The 20184-nt window shown below is 34.4% G+C and carries 14 protein-coding genes; 13 read left to right on the top strand and 1 reads right to left on the bottom strand.

Annotation, left to right across the window (positions count from 1 at the left end; translation table 11 throughout):
• Positions 1–67 precede the first annotated feature (67 nt).
• The 5 genes from ACNDLV_RS00680 (at position 68) to ACNDLV_RS00660 (ending at position 6913) form a co-directional block, all read left to right on the top strand.
• The gene (locus ACNDLV_RS00680; protein ID WP_006586350.1) at positions 68–901 is read left to right on the top strand and encodes a helix-turn-helix domain-containing protein; all 834 of its coding nucleotides are present in this window, start codon (positions 68–70) and stop codon (positions 899–901) included.
• A gap of 91 nt (positions 902–992) precedes the next feature.
• Positions 993–2558, top strand: a complete 1566-nt coding sequence (locus ACNDLV_RS00675; RefSeq protein ID WP_048588250.1) for an ATP-binding cassette domain-containing protein — start codon at positions 993–995, stop codon at positions 2556–2558.
• A gap of 157 nt (positions 2559–2715) precedes the next feature.
• A complete protein-coding gene (locus ACNDLV_RS00670; protein ID WP_006586352.1) occupies positions 2716–4797 on the top strand; it encodes a DUF262 domain-containing protein in 2082 nt (693 codons plus the stop codon).
• 54 nt (positions 4798–4851) lie between these two features.
• Entirely contained in the window at positions 4852–6384 is a 1533-nt protein-coding gene (locus tag ACNDLV_RS00665; RefSeq protein ID WP_006586353.1) for a class I SAM-dependent DNA methyltransferase, read from the top strand.
• On the top strand, positions 6374–6913 hold the full coding sequence (locus tag ACNDLV_RS00660) for a restriction endonuclease subunit S (RefSeq protein WP_006586354.1): 540 nt from the start codon (positions 6374–6376) through the stop codon (positions 6911–6913). The genes ACNDLV_RS00665 and ACNDLV_RS00660 overlap by 11 nt, the downstream gene beginning before the upstream one ends.
• Here ACNDLV_RS00660 and ACNDLV_RS00655 read toward each other — a convergent pair.
• Positions 6910–7515: a restriction endonuclease subunit S gene (locus tag ACNDLV_RS00655; protein ID WP_006586355.1), complete on the bottom strand. Its 606-nt coding sequence runs from the start codon at positions 7513–7515 to the stop codon at positions 6910–6912. The two genes, ACNDLV_RS00660 and ACNDLV_RS00655, sit on opposite strands and share 4 nt — an antisense overlap.
• A 110-nt stretch (positions 7516–7625) precedes the next feature.
• On the opposite strand from ACNDLV_RS00655, the gene ACNDLV_RS00650 reads away from it, so the two are divergent.
• From ACNDLV_RS00650 to dinB, 8 genes are all read left to right on the top strand, one after another.
• The gene (locus ACNDLV_RS00650) at positions 7626–10736 is read left to right on the top strand and encodes a type I restriction endonuclease subunit R (RefSeq protein ID WP_048594503.1); all 3111 of its coding nucleotides are present in this window, start codon (positions 7626–7628) and stop codon (positions 10734–10736) included.
• A gap of 257 nt (positions 10737–10993) precedes the next feature.
• Entirely contained in the window at positions 10994–13576 is a 2583-nt protein-coding gene (gene mutS, locus ACNDLV_RS00645; protein WP_022091320.1) for a DNA mismatch repair protein MutS, read from the top strand.
• On the top strand, positions 13576–15444 hold the full coding sequence (gene mutL / locus ACNDLV_RS00640; protein WP_006586358.1) for a DNA mismatch repair endonuclease MutL: 1869 nt from the start codon (positions 13576–13578) through the stop codon (positions 15442–15444). The genes mutS and mutL overlap by 1 nt, the downstream gene beginning before the upstream one ends.
• Before the next feature lie 2 nt (positions 15445–15446).
• Positions 15447–16028 carry a Holliday junction branch migration protein RuvA gene (gene ruvA, locus ACNDLV_RS00635; RefSeq protein WP_006586359.1) on the top strand — a complete coding sequence of 194 codons (582 nt, stop codon included), beginning with the start codon at positions 15447–15449 and terminating at the stop codon, positions 16026–16028.
• Between the two features lie 28 nt (positions 16029–16056).
• Positions 16057–17070, top strand: coding sequence for a Holliday junction branch migration DNA helicase RuvB (ruvB, locus tag ACNDLV_RS00630; RefSeq protein WP_498882859.1), 1014 nt, complete (start codon positions 16057–16059; stop codon positions 17068–17070).
• 68 nt (positions 17071–17138) lie between these two features.
• Positions 17139–17513, top strand: coding sequence for a preprotein translocase subunit YajC (gene yajC, locus ACNDLV_RS00625; RefSeq protein ID WP_006586361.1), 375 nt, complete (start codon positions 17139–17141; stop codon positions 17511–17513).
• 93 nt (positions 17514–17606) lie between these two features.
• Positions 17607–19055 (top strand): glucose-6-phosphate dehydrogenase, encoded by a 1449-nt coding sequence (gene zwf / locus ACNDLV_RS00620; protein ID WP_006587716.1) that lies wholly within the window; start codon positions 17607–17609, stop codon positions 19053–19055.
• The gene (gene dinB, locus ACNDLV_RS00615; protein ID WP_006586363.1) at positions 19055–20170 is read left to right on the top strand and encodes a DNA polymerase IV; all 1116 of its coding nucleotides are present in this window, start codon (positions 19055–19057) and stop codon (positions 20168–20170) included. Before zwf ends, dinB begins: the two co-directional genes overlap by 1 nt.
• The last annotated feature ends 14 nt before the right edge of the window (positions 20171–20184 follow it).

The raw sequence follows: 20184 nt of genomic DNA, 5'->3' as shown, positions 1-20184 counted from the left end.
TATGCAATTATCAGGAGAAAAAGGTAGCGTGCTGATATACTTAACTTAAATACTTGGAGGGATAGCTATGGAAATTGGGGCAGCATTGAAAGTTACACGGAAGAAGTTAAATCTCAGCCAAAGTGAAATGGCGGGAAATATTTTGACTAAGTCTTATTATTCTAAAATAGAGCGTGGAATCCATGAAATTAATGCTCAAGATTTAATTGATATCCTCAATTTGCATGGCATTAGAATTCAGGACTTCTTTGAAGAATTTAATTTTGAGAAAAATACTTTTGGGAAAAGTAACTTTGACCATTTACACAGGTTAGTGGGAAATGCTTATTATCAAAAAGATACTGATGGACTTTTGAAAGTTATTGATGCGATAGATAAATTCCCAAATAGTCAAAATAATCGGCTGGCTAGAGGACTTCGAGTCGAAGCAAAATTACTTTATCAAGGACTAAAATATGGTCCAGAAAAGATTGATGAAGAAACAATCAGAGAAGTTAAACAGCTGATGTTTAACTCAGATAATTGGGATGAGTTGAGTTTGACTCTGTTGTCAGTTTCGCTTTCGTTTTTTAAGAATGATGAATTAAGTGCAATTATCAAAGCAATAGTAACTAGAAATAAGCCAGATAAGTTAACTTCTAGAAATCGAGAAATAGTATCGTCAATTCTGATTAACTATTTAGCCTATTCATATAATAGAAAAATCACTAAAGGAGCGGCACTTTCTCTGACATTTTCCTGGCTAAGCGAGCTGGATTCATCACCTAAAAATTGTTTGACTAAAATTTATGCTAACTATTTTCAAATGTTACTGTCTGGCAATAAAGAAAAAGCTAATCAAATTCGCCAATTTTTGAATGATAATGGCATGGAAGACTTAACACGCTATTTAGCAAGATAAAAAGTGTCAATTTCGACACTTTTTTATTTTAATTAAAATATGTGGTATTATTATAAAAAAATAAGATTGTTAATAAAAATGGAGGAGAACTATGATCTACCAAAACTATTCAAAGTTCAAGTTCTTTTGGCTTAACTTTTTCGGCTTAATCTACAGTACCGAAAATATTATTATGGCCTACATGGTTGGTAGCTTAACCAATATGGCGACTAAGAGAGAATTTTCTTCATTGCCAATGCTTTTTATTCAGATGGTAGTTGTTTTTACAATTGTGCTGATTTCTAATTTAATTTTTAATTATTTGAAAGCTGACGCAATTAAAACTACCAATGTTAAGCTTAGAACTAGCGTGCTTAAGGGGATGCTTACTAGTAAACATGAAGATAGTGCAAACTTGGGCTTTTTGACCAATGATTTTAAACTCCTTGAAACTAATCGCTATGAAGCTGAGATTCAAATCTTGTTCTATTCATATACAGTCGTGTTGGCTCTAGGCTATTCGCTCTACCTCAACTGGATGTTGACACTAATTTTCTTGGTTGGTGCGAGTCTGCCAGCAATTGTGTCTAACTTCTTCCAAAAGCAAATTCAAACTAGTTCTGTTGCTTGGACTAAGGCTAATGACAAGTACGTTAACCAGACTAAGCACTTGTTAGCTGGGACTGAAGTTTTCAATTTATTCAATAAAAGAAATGCAGCTGTTGCGCAAAATCGGGTCACTGTTGACAATCTTGAAGATAAGCTTGCCAAAATGAACTTAGCAAAAAATAATACCAATGCCTTCTTGAACATTATCGCGATGGGCGGGACCTTCCTTGTTCCGTTCTCAATTGGGGTAATGCTAGTTATTCAAGGCCAAACAACTCTTGGTGCTTTATTTGCGATTATTCAATTATCGAACTCCTTCGTTAACCCTATCTTGCAAATTTTGAGTGAACGGAATAACTTAACAACTACCAAGGATATCGTTGAAAAAATTAAACAGTTGTCAGCTCAAGGTCAAAAGGCTGAAAAAGCTGCAATTTCTGACTTCAATAGTTTGGAAGTTAAAGATGTTAACTTGAGTCGGCAAGGTAACAAGTTAGCAAATGGCATTAGCTTTACTTTGAAAAAAGGTGAAAAACTTGCCGTCATCGGACCATCAGGTTCAGGTAAGTCGACGCTATTGCAATTCTTGCTATATGGTGACTTCGGGAAGGCAAGTGAGCTTAAGCTTGATGATGCATTTGTGAAAGCTGGTGCGTTTAGCAACTTATTTAGTTACGCTAGTCAAAAAGCGATTATCTTTCCTGAGAGTCTCTGGTTCAATCTAACCTTAGGAGCTGAGCTTGCAGAAAGTGAAGTAAGAGCAGTGTGCGAGCAGCTCGATCTAGGTGACTTGGTTCGGGAAAAGGGCTTTGACTATCAGTTAGGTGATAATGCGGATCAGCTCTCAGGTGGGCAACTGTCAAGAATTGGCCTGGCGCGGGCAATTCTAGCTAAGCGGCCAGTCTTATTATTAGATGAAATTAACGCTTCACTTGATAAAAAGACTGCAGCCGATGTTGAAAATTACCTGCTTAATTCAGACTTGACCTTCATTGAAGTTAACCACCATTATGATAGTGAAAGCTTGGCCAAGTATGACCAAGTGGTGGACTTTAGTAAGTATATGTAGGAAAAAAGAATATTTAGTTAGAAGAAAACGGCCTCAGTCATAGGAATACCTATGTGAGACCGTTTTTTTATTTTATTATAGCGGAAAATTGGAGTAGGTGGTGAAGCGGTAAGGGATTGGATATAATTATATAGAAAGAAAATAGTGGAGGTAGCTTATGAAAGGATCAGAAAAAAGATTAATTTCTCTTTATGACGGCTCAAATGTAAGAATGATTATTCCAGTTTATCAAAGAAATTACGATTGGACTCGTGATAACTGTCGTCAATTATTTGATGATTTAGTGTCATTAATAAAAAATAATCGTCAAAATCATTTCTTTGGTAGTGTAGTTGAAATGGGTACGCAAGAAGGTATAGGAGAAGTCTCAATTATTGATGGGCAGCAACGAATTACTACAGTGTATCTTTTAATGCTTGCATTAGTAAAGCTTCTTGAAGAAGAAAAAATTACAAGTACTGATCCGCAATTAGCACGAAGAATAAGAGCAAGCTACCTTGAAGATGAATTTCAACCAGAAGATAAAAAATTACGCTTAAAGCCTGTAAAGAATGATGAAATGGCGTTAAAGCGACTATTTAAAGATGAAAAAGATTATTTATTGAGTTCTAATTTAACTAATAACTTTAGATATTTTTATGAAAGAATTTTAGATCAAGAACTAACTGCGGATGAGTTATTTAAGGCTATTCAGAAGTTAATGATTATTGATATTTCTCTTAAGCAAGGAGAAGATGACGCTCAATTAATTTTTGAAAGTTTAAATTCAACGGGACTAGACTTAACTGAAGCTGATAAAGTGAGAAATTATGTTTTGATGAACCAGCCAGTAAAAGTTCAAGAAAGCTTATATGAAAATTATTGGAATAAGATTGAAGTTAATACAAATTATGAGGTTTCTGATTTCCTAAGAAATTATCTGACTTTTAATTTGAAGAGAGTTCCTAAAATTCAAAAAGTTTATCTTGAATTTAAAAAGTATAGTGAGAAAAATGACTCTGATATAGAAGAATTACTTAGTGATTTGGAAAGATATTCAGAAATTAATCGTGATATTAGCAATGCTTCAACCGGAGAGCGAGAAGTAGATGAAGTATTGCATAGATTAAATATTTTAGATATGAGAGTTATTAAGCCGTTCTTGTTACCTTTGATTAATTATTGGAAATTAAATAAGATTGATTCTAAAACACTTATAGGATCATTGAAAGTAGTGGAAACCTTTATTTTTAGACGTACAATGTGTTCATTCCCTACAAATGCCTTAAATAAAATTTTTGCTACTTTATTTAGTGAAACTATTAAGTTGACTAACCAAGGAAATACAGAATTTTTACCGGTTTTAAGTTATATTCTTATTAATAAAGCAGATAGTTCTAGATATCCTAAAGATTCTGAATTTTTAAAATCATTTGATGATAAGGATATCTATGATATGAATAAAAATGCTCGAAAATATTTATTTGATAGACTTGAAAATCAAGACTCACGCGAGCATGTTAATGTTGTAGATAATATGCAAGATGGGAATTATACAATTGAACATATTATGCCGCAAACATTATCTGATTCATGGAAAAATGCATTAGGTAGTGATTATAAGAGGATCTACACTCAATGGATAAATAAATTGGCCAATTTAACTTTGACTGCTTACAACAGTAAGTATTCTAATCGAAGCTTTATTGAAAAAAAGTATATTGATAATGGTTTTGACCAAAGTGGTTTTAGACTTAATGACTTTTTGAAAAATTGTAATCAATGGACTGAAAAAGAATTACTTGCTAGAAACGATTACTTAAAGGAACTCGCTTTGAAATTATGGCCATATCCTGAAAGTAATTTTCAGCCTAAGCAACGCGAAAAAGTAAGTCGTACACTTGATGAAGATTATGATTTTGCGGGTACTAAGATAGTTAGTTATACATTTAAAGGAACACCTTATCAAGTTAAATCTTGGATTGAAATGTATGTAAATGTGATTGAAGCATTATATGAAATAGATCCAACTCCACTATATAAGATAATAGCAATGCATGCTACAAAGGGATGGAAATTTTATTTAAGTGGTACTGAAAAAAATGAATTTACTAAAGTAGCAGATGATTTATATGTTTATGGAAGAACAAATACATGGAATAAATTGAATGTATTGAATAAGCTATTTCAAATATACGGAATAGATCCAGCAGAGTTAGTCTTTGAAATTAATGAAAAGAAAATAAGAAATGATAATTAAGAAACTTGAGTTAGTGTAAAATTCAAAAGTAAAGATAATAGAAAGAGACAAATTATGGCAAGCAAATCAAATGACTTAAAATTTGAAGATAAATTGTGGGCAGCGTGTGATGAATTACGTGGAAGCATGGATGCATCAGAATATCGTAATGTTGTTTTAGGTTTAATCTTTTTAAAGTATGTGTCAGACTCTTTTGAAGAAAAAAGACAAGAACTTTTAAAGTCTGATTATCCAGAAGATGCTGAAGATTCAGATGCATATTTAGCTGATAATATTTTTTGGGTTAGTCCGGAAGCAAGATGGGACAATATTCAAAAAGCGGCTAAAACTCCAGAAATCGGTGAAGTAATAGATCATGCAATGGAATCTATTGAAAAAGATAATGAATCATTGCGTGGAATTCTGAGTAAAAATTATGAATCACCAGATCTAGATAGATCTAGATTGGGTGGAGTAGTAGATTTAATTTCAGACATTAATGTGGGTGGTAAAGAGGCAAAGGAAAGAGATATTCTTGGAAGAGTTTATGAATATTTCCTACAAAAATTCGCTAGTAATGAAAAGAAAAATGGTGGAGAATTCTATACTCCGAGATCAGTAGTTAAAACTTTGGTTGAAATGGTAGAGCCATTTAAGGGAACCGTATATGATCCTTGCTGTGGTTCTGGAGGGATGTTTGTACAATCAGAACAATTCGTTCAAGAACACCAAGGTCAGATTGCTGACTTGTCAGTTTATGGACAAGAATCAAATCCAACTACTTGGAAATTAGCCAAATTGAATCTTGCCATTAGAGGTATTGACAACAATTTTGGGGCGCATCAAGCAGATACTTTTACTAACGACTTGCATAAAGGAACTCATTTTGACTATATTTTGGCTAATCCACCATTTAACGTTAAAAAATGGGGTGGAGAAAAATTAAAAGATGACCCACGTTGGAAATATGGTATTCCACCTGAAGGAAATGCCAACTATGCCTGGATTGAACATATCATTAGTAAGCTTAATCCAGATGGAAAAGCAGGTTTCGTTTTAGCTAATGGAGCATTATCAACCACACTCAAAGAAGAATTAGCTATTCGTAAAAATCTTTTAGAAGCAGACAAGATTGATGCGATTGTTGCTTTACCAGATAAGATGTTCTACTCAACTGGAATTCCTGTTTCATTATGGTTTATTGATATGAATAAGAATTCTGAAGATGAGCGGGATCGTCGTGGAGAAACTTTATTCATTGATGCTCGTGAATTAGGTGAAATGGTAGACCGAACTCACAGAGAATTTAGCGATGAAGATATTAAGAAGATTGCTGACACTTATCATGCATATCGTGGAACCAATGAGCAAAAATATGAAGATATGGCTGGATTCTGTAAGATTGCTAAATTAGATGAAATTGCTAAAAATGATTACGTATTAACACCAGGACGTTATGTTGGGTTAGTTGAACAAGAAGATGATGGAGAACCATATGAAGTTAAGATGGCGAGATTGACTGCTGAATTGAAGAAGCAATTTGAAGAGAGTGATCGACTTCAAGATGAGATAAAGGATGTTTTGAAGGAGTTAGGGTATGAAATATAAAGTTGGAGAGATAGGAAAAGTTATAGGTGGTGGCACACCAAGTACTAAACACGAAGAATACTATACCAGTAGTGGTAAGGGAATAGCTTGGTTGACACCTAAAGACTTAAGTTCTTATTCTAAAATGTATATTGATCATGGATCCCGTGATTTAACTAGTGAGGGATATAATAACTCTTCAGCTAAACTTTTACCTAAGGATTCTGTTTTAATAAGCTCAAGAGCACCTATTGGATATGTAGCAATAGCAAAGAATGAAATTGCTACAAATCAGGGATTTAAAAGTATTATTCCAGATAAAAGTAAAGTATATCCAGAATATTTATACTACTTAATGTTGGAAAATAAATTAAATCTAGAAAAAGTAGCATCTGGTTCAACCTTTAAAGAAGTTTCTGGTAAAGTAATGAAAGAATTTGAAGTCGAAATACCTTCATTATCAAAACAAGAGAAAATTTTGAATCAATTAATACCTATACAAAGGAAAATAGAATTAAACAATCAAATAAATGATAATTTAGCTGCTTAGAAGTATTTATTTAAAAGTTCAGATTTAATCTTTATTAATAAATCGTTTTCTCGTAAATTGCTATTTATTTTTTTGTAGTTTTCTTCTGCAAAGTTGGCGATATTTGAGATAACTTGAGGATTTTCAGGAAATGGAAACTCGAAATCTTTTAATGCTTTTTTATTGAGATGTAGGACAGTTGTACCATTAACATATGTCAAGCAATGACGTTTCATAATATCGCCTTGCATTATTAATGCAAGTAAAAACTTAGAAATTTTATTTTCTTTAGCTGTTACCTTAACCAAGTCCATAGAAAAAATAATTTTATCGTAGTTACCACATGTAAGTATTGGTTCAGCATTACCAATTATTTCAGCATTTTGAGTCAAGTCAGTATGTGCAACCAAAACATCATAAAGATTAGCATATTTTTGAACTTTTATTTCTTTTTGAGGATTAATTTCTTTGAATCCTCTTGCGTTAAATCCACCATTTCTATCAAAGTTCTTTATCGTAGCCATTGCTAAATGACTTGGTGATAGTTCTTTACCCTTATATGAATAACCAGGTGTGACTTCTGCGTAATCTTTAAGAGAAACATAATTCCAATCAGATGGCATTTTCCCATTATTAAATTTTAAATAAGTAAAGAAGTAGTTGCTGATTTCCTTTATTTGCTTAAATAAATTATCATTTATCCTAACAAACCATATTTGAAAGAGGTGAAGTCATGAATTCAATTAAAGAAGAAAGTATAGAGAAAGATGCTCTTGAAACCCTTGCAAAACAGGGCTATCAAGTCATCAAAAGTGAAGTATACAATCATACTAGTAAAATTATCGATGCTGAAAGAAATAATGATCATACTAAGTTCATTCTTGAACCTAGATTGGCTAAAGTCTTAAAAGAATTAAATCCAGGTTATTCAGATGATATTTATCGTCGTGCTCTGCATGAATTTTCAAAATTAGCTGATAATCCAGATATGATGATTAACAATCATTACATGCACAAGTTGCTGATTGAAGGTGTGAAGATAAAGACATCTGAGAATGGAGAAAATAAGACTGTTACTTTGCATGCAATTGATTTTGATAACTGGGAAAATAATGACTTTTTAGCTACTAATCAATTTGAAATTGTACAAGGTGAAAAAAGCCGTAGGACTGATATCACTGTATTTGTTAATGGACTACCTTTAATTACATTTGAGCTTAAAAAGCCTGATAATGAGAATATTACTGTAAAAGAAGCATATGAACAGTTACAAACTTATAAGGCTGAAATCCCAGACTACATGAAATACAATGAAATTCTAATTGCTTCTGATGGAGTTAATGCTCGTGTAGGTTCTTTGACTGCAGGTTTTGATCGTTTTATGAGATGGCGACAACCTAAAAAAGAATTAGTACCAGAAGGTAGTCTGGAACTCGATATTTTAATTGAGTATATGTTGAAGCCTAAAACCTTACTTAATATTATTCAAAACTTTATTATTTTTGAGACCAATGGTGATAGTACAGTAAAAATATTAACTGCATATCATCAATACTATATGGTTAATAAAGCAGTTGTTGCTGCCGAACGTGCTTTGAAATCTAATAGTGATAAAAGAATAGGTGTTGTTTGGCATACTACAGGATCAGGAAAATCTCTATCAATGGTTTTCTTCTCAGGGATTGTTGCCAGAAAACTAGGTAATCCAACTATTCTTGTGATTAATGATAGAAATGATTTAGATGATCAATTATTTGGTACTTTTGCTCAGGCTCATGAATATCTTCAACAAACACCAGATCATGCAGAAAATCGTGATGAAGTTAGAGATTATATGAGTCGTAATTCAGGTGGAATTGTTTTTAGTACAATTCAAAAGTTTTCTCCAGATTTTGAACGTGGGGAAAATGAGATGCCAGTTTTAACTAATCGATCTGATGTAATTGTTATGGCAGATGAAGCTCATAGAACTCAATATGGTTTGCAGGCTGAACTTACTAAGAACGGTGTTAGATATGGTTATGCAAAATATTTGAGGGATGCTTTGCCTAATGCTTCATTTATTGGATTTACTGGTACTCCAATAGATACAGCAGATAAGTCTACTGTAGCGGTTTTTGGTAATTATATTGATGTATATGATATAACTCAATCTGTAGCAGACCACGCAACAGTTAGAATCTTTTATGAAAGTCATATAATTCCTTTAAAACTTAAATCAGGCTCAGAAGAGAAGTTTAATGAGTTGATGAATGAGTATGATTTAAATACCGAAGCTTCTGATTCAGAAAAAGAAGCTCGAAATAAAGAATTAACTAAGCTTGAAGCTATTGCTGGTGCTAAGCAAAGATTGGAAGCTATAGCTAAGCATTTTATATCTCATTTTGAAGCTCGGCAAAAAGAAGAGTTCGGTAAATCTATGATTGTCGAAATCTCTCGAATCAATGCTGTCAAATTATACAATGAGATTATAAAATTGCGTCCAAATTGGGAAAGTTCAGATATCCACAAAGGAAAAATAAAGATCGTAATGACCTCTAGTCCTTCAGATGGCCCAGAACTTTCTAAACATAATACTAGCAAGCAAGACCGTCGTATTTTACAACAACGTATGAAAGACAACTCAGATGAACTTCAAATAGTAATAGTTGTTGATATGTGGCTAACTGGATTTGATGTACCTAGTTTAAATACTTTGTATGTTGATAAACCTATGAAAGGTCATAATTTGATACAGGCGATAGCTCGTGTTAACAGAGTGTTCAAAAATAAAGAAAGTGGCTTGATTGTTGACTACATTGGTATTGCGGATTCTTTAAAACTTGCATTAAGTATTTATTCTAAAGATGACAAAGATCAAGTAGGCATTAATGTCGAAAAGGTTTTGGCACTGCTTAAAGATAAGTACAATATCATTAAAAATGATTTCTTATACGGAATAGACTATTCTGGCTTCGATTCGAAAGATGATATTGTAAGAACTAGGACAGTTAATAAGGTTGCAAATGAGTTAATTGCTGAAGATAAAGAAACAATTCAAAAGTTTTGTGATGTAGTAACAGAAGCTCAAAAGTTATATGCATTAGTGGCAATTCAGCCAGCTGCTCAAGAGATTGGGCCAGAAATAGCATTCTTTAGGTTAGTTAAAGTATTTATCATGAAATTACTTTCTAACAATGATGATCATGAAAGAAAGAATATTGATTATCGCTTACGTCAAATGATTGACCAATCAATAATTGCTGAACCTGAAGTAGATGTATATAAATCTTTGGGATTGGAAAAGCCGAGATTGGATACAATTTCTCCAGAGTTTTTGAAAAAAGTTCAAAATCTAAATGAAAAATCTTTAGCAGTTAGAATTTTGGAGAAAATTCTACGAGGACAGATTAAAATTTGTTTGCAAATGAACATTGTACAAGGTAAGAAATTTCAAGAAATGCTTGAAGCGTCAATTGCTGAATATAATAAACGTGGGATAAACACTGAAATTGTTATTCGAGAGTTGATTGAAATGGCTCAAAAAATTAATGCTGAACAGGAAAAAGGTAAAGATCTTGGTTTAACTCCAGAAGAAATTGCTTTCTATGATGCTTTAGCAAACCATGAAAAAGCTGTACAAGTTTTAGGTGAAGAAAAATTACATTTAATTGCCAAAGAACTAGTAAAGACAGTCAAGGCTAATGCAGGTGTTGATTGGGAACGAAGAGCTGCTGTTCAAGCTAAAATGATAATGGCTGTTAGACACCTTTTAAGAAAATACGGGTATCCACCTGATATTTCAGCTGATGCAACGAAATTGGTGGTTTCTCAAGCAAAACAAATGGCAATTGGACCTATTTAATAAAGTATATTTAGAGTAAATTTCTTCTGTAATGCCAAAATGTTGATAATCAAGGGATATATTCTTTGAAGTATCAATATTTTTTCGTTCTTTTTAGTATGTAACTTAAATTATGTTGGAGAGATTAGTAGTCAAACAAAACGCCAATTCGGATGATGATTATAATTATTAAGTAATTAAAGTGTGCAATGATTATTGCACGCTTTCTTTTTGCTATAATAGAATATAGTAATTTCTTTTTGAGGGGACGCAATTAAATGGCAGAAACAACACCTATGATGAAGCAATATTACGACATCAAGAGTCAGTATCCTGATGCCTTTTTGTTCTATCGTGTCGGGGACTTTTATGAACTTTTTGAAGATGATGCAGTTAAGGGTGCGCAAATCTTAGAATTAACCTTAACTCACCGCTCAAATAAAAGCGAAAATCCAATTCCAATGGCTGGGGTTCCCCACCAAGCTGTGGATTCTTATGTGAATACTTTAGTGGAAAAAGGTTACAAGGTTGCTCTTTGTGAACAACTTGAAGACCCTAAGCAAGCCAAAGGGATGGTTAAGCGTGGAATCATTCAGTTAGTTACACCCGGAACTATGATGAATGAGGGACCTAATGGAGCTAAGGAAAGTAACTATTTAACTTCTGTTTTTTCCACCAAGAGTGGCTTTGGCTTAGCATATTCTGACTTATCCACTGGGGAAATCTTTACCACTCATTTGAAGAGTTTTGCCGATGTGCTAAATGAATTGCTTTCTCTGCGAACTAAAGAAGTAGTTTTTGAAGGCAGTCTTTCTGATAGTCAAAAGGATGTCTTAAAAAAGAGTAACATTACAGTTTCAACACCTATTCAAGACCAAGAAAAGCATGCCGAAGTTTCATATGCAATTCAAAAGTTAAGCAATCAAGCTGAAAAAGATGCAACTAAGCAACTAGTAATTTATTTATTAGTTACTCAAAAGAGAAGTCTAGCTCACTTACAAATTGCCAAGAGTTATGAGGTTTCTCAATACTTACAAATGTCCCACGTTGTTCAAAATAACCTCGAATTAGTGGCTAGTGCCAAGACTGGCAAGAAGATGGGGTCGCTATTTTGGTTACTTGACAAAACTAATACTGCGATGGGAGGACGACTTCTCAAGCAGTGGTTAGCGCGGCCACTTCTTTCAATTAGTGAAATTGAAAAGCGCCAAAAGATTGTTCAAGCAATGTTAGACAACTACTTTACTCGAGAAGGTGTAAAGGATGCACTAAAGGGTGTTTACGATTTAGAGCGTTTAACTGGTCGAATTGCCTTTGGCAGTGCTAATGCGCGCGAACTTTTGCAACTGTCACGTTCTTTAGATGCGATTCCTCAGATTCAAAGTGCCTTATTTGAAAGTGGCGATGAAGATTTAGCTAATTTTGCAGAGCAGATTATTGATTTATCAGAGTTAGCTAAGAAGATTAAAGATACAATTGTAGAAAATCCTCCAATTCTAACTACTGATGGTGGATTGATTCGTGAAGGTATCAATGAACAGCTTGACCGTTATCGCGATGCAATGAACAATGGGAAGACTTGGCTTGCTCAGTTGCAGGCTCAAGAACGTAAAGCAACTGGGATTGAGAATTTAAAGATTGGCTACAACAAGGTCTTTGGCTACTTTATCCAAGTTTCAAAGGGAAATGTTGCCAAGGTGCCAGAAGGCCGTTACATTCGTAAGCAGACTTTAACTGGTTCAGAACGCTACATTACGCCAGAACTTAAAGAACATGAAAATCTAATTTTAGAGGCTGAAAATAAGTCAACGGACCTTGAATACCAAATCTTTTCTGACTTGCGTGAATATATCAAGACCTTCATCCCTAAATTACAAGAACTTGGTAACGCAATTGCCAGCTTAGATGCTTTGACTAGTTTTGCGACAGTTGCAGAAGAAAATAATTATTGTCGTCCAAGTTTCCACCAAGATAGTCAAGAAATTAAAGTAGTCGCAGGCCGTCACCCCGTAGTTGAGAAGGTGCTTGCTGATGGCAGTTATATCCCCAACGACATTCAAATGGCTGATGATACTAGTGTTTTCTTAATTACAGGGCCTAACATGTCAGGTAAGAGTACTTACATGAGACAGATGGCTTTAATAGCCGTAATGGCTCAAGTAGGTTCATTTGTGCCAGCTACTGAAGCAGCTTTACCTATTTTTGACCAGATCTTTACTAGAATTGGGGCAGCCGATGATTTAATTAGTGGACAATCCACTTTTATGGTTGAAATGAGCGAAGCTAATGAAGCCTTGCAAAATGCTACTAAGCGCTCACTTGTCCTCTTTGATGAGATTGGACGTGGTACTGCGACTTATGACGGGATGGCGCTTGCAGGGGCTATCGTGAAGTACTTACATGATAAGGTTGGTGCTAAGACCTTATTTGCAACGCACTATCATGAATTAACTGATATGGAAAAAACACTAGATCATCTTAAAAATATTCATGTTGGTGCAACTCAAGAAAATGGCAATCTAATTTTCTTACATAAGATTTTGCCAGGACCAGCCGATCAATCATACGGCATTCACGTTGCTCAACTTGCTGGCTTACCTAATAAAGTCTTACGCGAGGCAAGCAAGATGCTAAAACGGCTTGAAGCGCAAGGCGCTAATGGACTTGAACCAGCTAGTTTGCAATTAGATCTTTTTAACGAGAAAAATGACAGTGAAGAAACTACTAGCGATGAAGCCATTTCCGATACTGAAAAGCAAGTAATTGAAGATATTAATAACTTGTACTTGGCTGATAAGACGCCACTAGAAGTTATGCAATTAGTAGCATCTTGGCAACAAGATTTAAAGGATGAAGACTAATGGCAAAAATTCATGAATTATCGGAAACTTTAACCAATCAGATTGCGGCTGGTGAAGTTATTGAACGACCAGCTAGTGTAGTTAAAGAACTAGTTGAGAATGCAATTGATGCTAAAGCTAGTCAAATTGAGATTGAATTTATTGATGCTGGTCTAAAAGAAGTAATCGTTCGCGATAATGGTAGTGGTATTGCAAGTGAAGACTTAGACTTAGCCTTTCGCCGTCATGCTACCAGCAAAATAAGCAAAGAACGTGATCTTTTTAAGATTGCAACTCTGGGCTTTCGTGGAGAAGCGTTAGCTTCAATTGTTGCTGTGTCACATACTGAAGTAATAACAAGTACTGATGGTATTAAAGGTGTGAAGGCTGAATTTGCTGGTGGGGAAAAGCTAAGCGAAGAAACTCATGCTAGTACAAAGGGAACTGAAATCAAAGTTAGTGATTTGTTCTACAATACGCCAGCTCGGTTGAAATATTTAAAGAGTCCACGGACCGAAACAATGAAAATTGTGGACATTGTGAATCGACTAGCACTTGGACATAGTGAGGTTGCCTTTACTTTAAAAAATGAAGGTAAACTGCTTTTAAAAACGCCAGGCAATAATAACTTACGCCAAGATTTAGCCAATATTTATGGGCGATTTATTGCTAAAGATATGATTGAATTTAGTAAAGAAGATCCAGATTTTAAGGTAAGTGGATTATTATCTACGCCTGAGACTACGAGATCAAATCGCAATTTTGTATCGATCTTGCTTAATGGGCGTTACATTAAAAACTATCAATTAACCAAGGCAATCTTAGCCGGCTATGGTAGTAAAATTGCTCAAGGACGCTATCCAATAGCTGTCATCTTGATAGAACTTGACCCATTTTTAGTCGATGTAAATGTACACCCTACTAAAGAACAAGTTAGACTATCAAAAGAAAAAGAACTTAGTCGGCTAATTACTGAGGGAATTTCTACTGCTTTATTAGAAAATACTAGTCAAGTAAGTGCTTTAGCGAATTTAAATAAAGAAGTAGACAGACAAGACCAATTAGCTTTTAATCTTAACAAAAATGTGGTTGATACAACTCGTACTTATGAAGAAAAGCCTGCTAAAGAAGAAAAGCAAATTGCTGATCAAGAGGCTAATTATGTTGATTTAAATCAAGTTCGAGAAGATGATCGTTATGTTTTAACTGCTAGTTGGGATAAAAATGTTGCAATTCAAGTAAGCTTAACGCCATTTACCTCAAAAGATACTGATAGCTCAGAAGATAGTTTACTAACCAAGGGCGATGAAAAAATAGCCTATTCTTTGCCATATTTAACTTATTGTGGTCAGGTAGGAGCCTATATTTTAGCAAGCAATGAGGATGATTTATACTTAATTGATCAAGTGAGTGCTCAGCGTGCTTTAAAATATCGCGATACTTTAAAGCAGATGCAGGAGAAAGATTATCAACAAACCTTACTAACTCCTCTTGTTTTAGATTTTGGCAGTGAAGACTACTTAGAAATTAAAAATCACTTATCAGAACTAAAAGAGCTGGGATTAATTTTAGAAGATTTTGGTCAGAATTCACTTCTTTTGCCTAGTTATCCACTCTGGTTAAAAGATGAATCTGAGCGAAATATTCGAGAACTGTTAGATTTATTTTTGACCAGCAAAAAAGATAATCTAACTAGCATTAAGTCTAGCCTTGCTAAAGCAGAAGTAAGAAGACAAGTACGTAAAGAAAAGCTTACAAAAGAAGGCGCTCAAAACCTGCTTGAACAACTAGCAAGTTTAGCTGATCCATATCATGATCCATTTGGACAATTAATTATTGTCAAAATTACTGATACGGAACTTGACCATATGTTTAAAAAAGGTGAATAAGAATGTATGAATATTTAGAAGGAACTGTTACAATCATTACGCCAAGTTTCATTGCATTAGATGTGGGTGGACAAGGCTTTAAGATTTTTAGTGCAAAGCCATATAGCTATAGTGAAGGCCAACGGATTCGGGTTTATGTTGAGCAAGTTGTGCGTGATAATGATATTAGTTTATATGGTTTTGAAAGTAGCGATGAAAAACAATTATTTTTGAAGCTACTTAGTGTAAGTGGAATCGGACCCAAAAGTGCCATGGCTATTATGGCAGCTGAAAGTAGCGATTCGCTTGCTAAAGCAATTGAAAATGGAGAAGTTAACTACTTAACCAAGTTTCCAGGTGTTGGGAAAAAGACCGCTTCCCAAATTGTGCTTGATTTAAAGGGTAAATTAGGTAGTTATGTTGAACAAGATTTGTTTACAGCTGATACTTCTCAAGCTCTTAGTGATGCTTTATTAGCTTTGTCAGCTTTAGGATATACTAAAAAAGAAGTCGAAAAAGTTAAGCCAAAACTTGAAAAATCAAGCTTTGATACAGCAGATGAGTATATTAAAGAAGGTCTCAAGCTGTTGCTCAAGAAGAAATAAATAAAATAAACCAATTTAAGGAAGTGAAATGATGGACGAAGATAGCAGAGTGGTAGCTGGTGAAGAAGAACAAGAAGATTTGCAAGATGAATTAAGTTTGCGTCCCCAATCTTTTAGTCAATATATTGGGCAAAAAAGAGTTAAGTCAGAAATGGAAATTTACATCCAAGCTGCTAAAAAAAGGGATGAAGCTTTAGACCATGTCTTGCTTTATGGACCACCTGGTTTAGGGAAGACTACTATGGCTTTTGTAATTGCGAATGAATTGGGAGTTAATTTAAAAAACACTTCCGGTCCAGCGATTGAAAGGGCTGGCGATTTAGTGGCCTTACTATCGGATCTTGATCCGGGGGATGTTTTGTTTATTGATGAAATTCACCGCTTGGCTAAGCCAATTGAAGAAATTCTTTATTCAGCAATGGAAGATTATTATGTTGATATTGTAGTGGGAGAAGGTTCGACTAGTCATGCGGTACACGTACCACTTCCTCCTTTTACATTAATTGGGGCAACAACTAGAGCAGGGGACTTATCAGCACCATTAAGAGATCGTTTTGGAATTGTTGAGCATATGCAATACTACACAATTGGTGATTTAGAAAAAATTATTCAACGCTCTAGTGAAGTTTTTGCCACTAAAATTGGTAAAGAAGCCGCTCATGAATTGGCTAGAAGAAGTCGGGGAACGCCAAGAGTGGCTAACAGGCTTTTGAAGCGAGTACGAGATTATGCTCAAGTTAAAGAAGAAAACAAAATTTCTTTAGCTACAACCAAGTATGCCTTAGATCAATTGCAAGTGGATAATGAAGGGCTAGATTTAACTGACCGCAAGATTTTAAGAACAATTATTGAAGCTTATCATGGTGGACCAGTTGGAATTAGAACTTTGGCAGCAAATATTGGAGAAGATACAGATACAATTGAAGCCGTCTATGAGCCATATTTGCTTCAGCATAAGTTTATTACGATGACACCGCGTGGTCGCGTAGCCACTCAGAAAGCTTATTTGCAACTGGGGATACCACTTCCTGAAGAAAGTTAAACTTAATTTCTAGTAAAGTTTGTATAGTTTTGTATAATATAAAGTAGATATTTTTATGAGGTGAAGAAATGAATATTTCATTTATGGCTGCAGCAGCCGGTTTTGGTAGTTATTCAACAATCCTTATGATGGTTGTTTTAGTTGGTTTTACATACTTTTTCATGATTAAGCCACAAAAGAAGCGTCAACAACAAGCAATGGATATGCTTTCTAAGCTTAAAAAGGGCGATAAAGTAATTTTAGTAAGTGGCTTACATGCTAAGATTGATTCAGTTAATGACAAGAACAAGACAGTTGTTGTTGATGCTGATGGAATTTTCTTAACTTTTAGTAAAATGGCAGTTCGCCAAGTAGTTGAAGCTGCTCCTGAACAAGAAGTTAAGCCAGCAGAAACTGAAGAAAAAGCTGCTTCAGAAGAAGAAAAAGCTAACGAAGACAAGTAAGATTAGGCGCCGTGAGGCGTTTTTTCTATGTCTAAAACTAGAATGTTGTAAAATGATTTATGAATGTGAGTAACTGATTTAGAAGGGATGACTATGAAAAATATACCGGTAATTATGACTATTTTGGGTGGCAGTGGTGATTTAGCCCATCGGAAATTGTACCCAGCTTTATTTAATTTATTTGAGCAGGGGTTGATTAAAGATAATTTTGCAGTAATTGGTACTGCACGTCGACCTTGGAGCCATGAATATTTACGTGAGCAGGTTATTGATGCTGTCCATGAAAATGACAAAAATGTGGATGAAAATCACTTAAAGCAATTTGCAAGCCACTTTTACTATCAATCACATGATGTAACTAATACTGAACACTACCAAGCGATTAAAGACTTGGCTAATGACTTAGACAGTCGATACAGCGCTCAAGGAAATCGAATTTTTTACATGGCAATGGCTCCACGCTTTTTTGGAACGATTGCGACTCATATTAACGATCAAAAGCTGATGGGTAGTGGATTTAATCGAATTGTTGTTGAAAAACCTTTCGGCAGAGATCTTGCTTCAGCTAGCGAACTAAATGAAGAAATTAAGGCTTCATTTAGTGAAGATTCAGTATATAGAATTGATCATTACCTTGGTAAAGAGATGATTCAAAATATTTTACCAATGCGCTTGTCTAATCCATTAATTAAAAATATTTGGTCAGGTGAATTTATTAAGAATGTCCAAGTTACACTAGCTGAAAACTTAGGTGTTGAAGCTCGTGGTGGATATTATGAAACTTCAGGTGCTTTGCGTGATATGGTTCAAAATCATATCTTCCAAATAATTACTTTACTGGCAATGGGGGAACCGACTGCACTTAGCTCAGAAGCAATTCATGCTAAGAAGCAAGAATTACTTGATAGTATGGTTATTCCTTCAGTTGATGAAGTCAAAAAAACTTTTGTTAGAGCACAATATGCAGGAACAGACGACACTTTCGGCTACTTACAAGAACCTAATGTTGATCCTGATTCCAAGACTGAAACTTTTGCGGCAGGGAAAGTTAAATTTACCAAAGGCCCTTTAGCTAATGTCCCAATTTACTTTAGAACAGGTAAAAAAATGCGGGAAAAGAAGAACCGAATTGATATCGTCTTAAAGCATATGAATAACTTATACGGACAAGCTCATTCCAATAATATTACAATTATTATTGACCCTAAGAGTGAGATTTATTTCACAATCAATGGTAAGAGAATTTCTGAGCCAGGTATTCGTCGTGAAAACTTAGCTTATGAATTTTCAGATTATGAAAACTCATTAGTTCCTGATGGTTATGAACGCTTATTACATGATGTTTTTGTTGGAGATCAAACTAATTTCACACATTGGAGTGAACTTGCTAAGTTTTGGGAATTTATTGATGCAGTTGAAGCTGCTTGGCAAAGTGAAAATGAATCTGTTGAAAAATTAATTCAATATCCACAAGGAAAGTTAGGACCAAAACAAGCTGGTGAAATTTTTGAAAGTCCAACTGAACGTTGGATTTATGAATAATGGATTTACTTCCCAAAAATGATTTTCATCGTAAAATTATTCATTTAGATATGGATGCATTTTATGCATCAGTTGAAATGAGAGATAATCCAGCTTTAAAAAATAAGGCTTTAGTAATTGCTCATGATCCTCGTGAATATAATGGACATGGTGTAGTTGCTACTGCTAATTATTTAGCTCGGCAATATGGGATAAATTCAGCAATGCCAGCAATTGAAGCTGTTAAAAGAATTCCCAAGGATAAGCTGGTTTTTGTTACACCTAATTTTGATAAGTATCGCCAAGTTTCAGCTCAAGTTCATGAAATTATGCATGCTGTAACTGATCAAGTGGAAAGTGTCGCTTTAGATGAAGCATATATGGATGTAACCAGTAATAAACTAGGAAATTATAGTGCTATTGAACTGGGCAGTTATATGCAAGAGAGAATTTACAAGGAGTTACAGCTAGGAGCTAGCTTTGGTGTGAGTTACAATAAGTTCTTAGCCAAAATGGGGTCTGAATATGCTAAGCCTTTTGGAAGAAGTGTGATTCTGCCTCAAGAAGCCCTGACTTTTCTTGCAGACCAGCCAATAAAAAAATTTCCTGGCGTTGGAAAAAAGACCCAAGGTACTTTTCAAGCATTGGGATTAAAAACTGGTAAGGATTTACAGAAACTAACAGTAAAAGAGTTAACTACATTATTTGGAAAATTCGGTTATCAACTAGCGCTTCATGCACATGGAATTGATTTCTCGCCTGTTAAGGCGCAACGTAAACGAAAATCAATTGGAAAAGAAAATACTTTTTTGCCAGTATTATTTGATCAAAATGAAATTTTGCGGAATTTAAGGAATTTTGCTGAGAGTATTAGTAAGCAATTAAAAGAAAAAAAGTTGCAAGGTAAGGTAGTAACAATTAAGGTGCGAACGCCTGATTTTGTTACTAAAACTAAGCGTAAAACTTTATCTCAATTTACCAATGATGAGCAGATAATTTATCAAGCTAGTTATGAGTTACTTAATCAAATTGATTATCGGACCGCTGGCATTCGTCTGCTTGGAATTAGTGTTAGCCAGCTTGAAAATAACCGCTATACGGAAATAAATCTTGGTTTATTTTCAACTGATTGGTAAAATATATTCTTTAT

The organism is Lactobacillus fornicalis (assembly GCF_055362665.1).
Note: the sequence above shows the minus strand (reverse complement) of the source record. Positions and strands in the feature narration are given on the sequence as shown.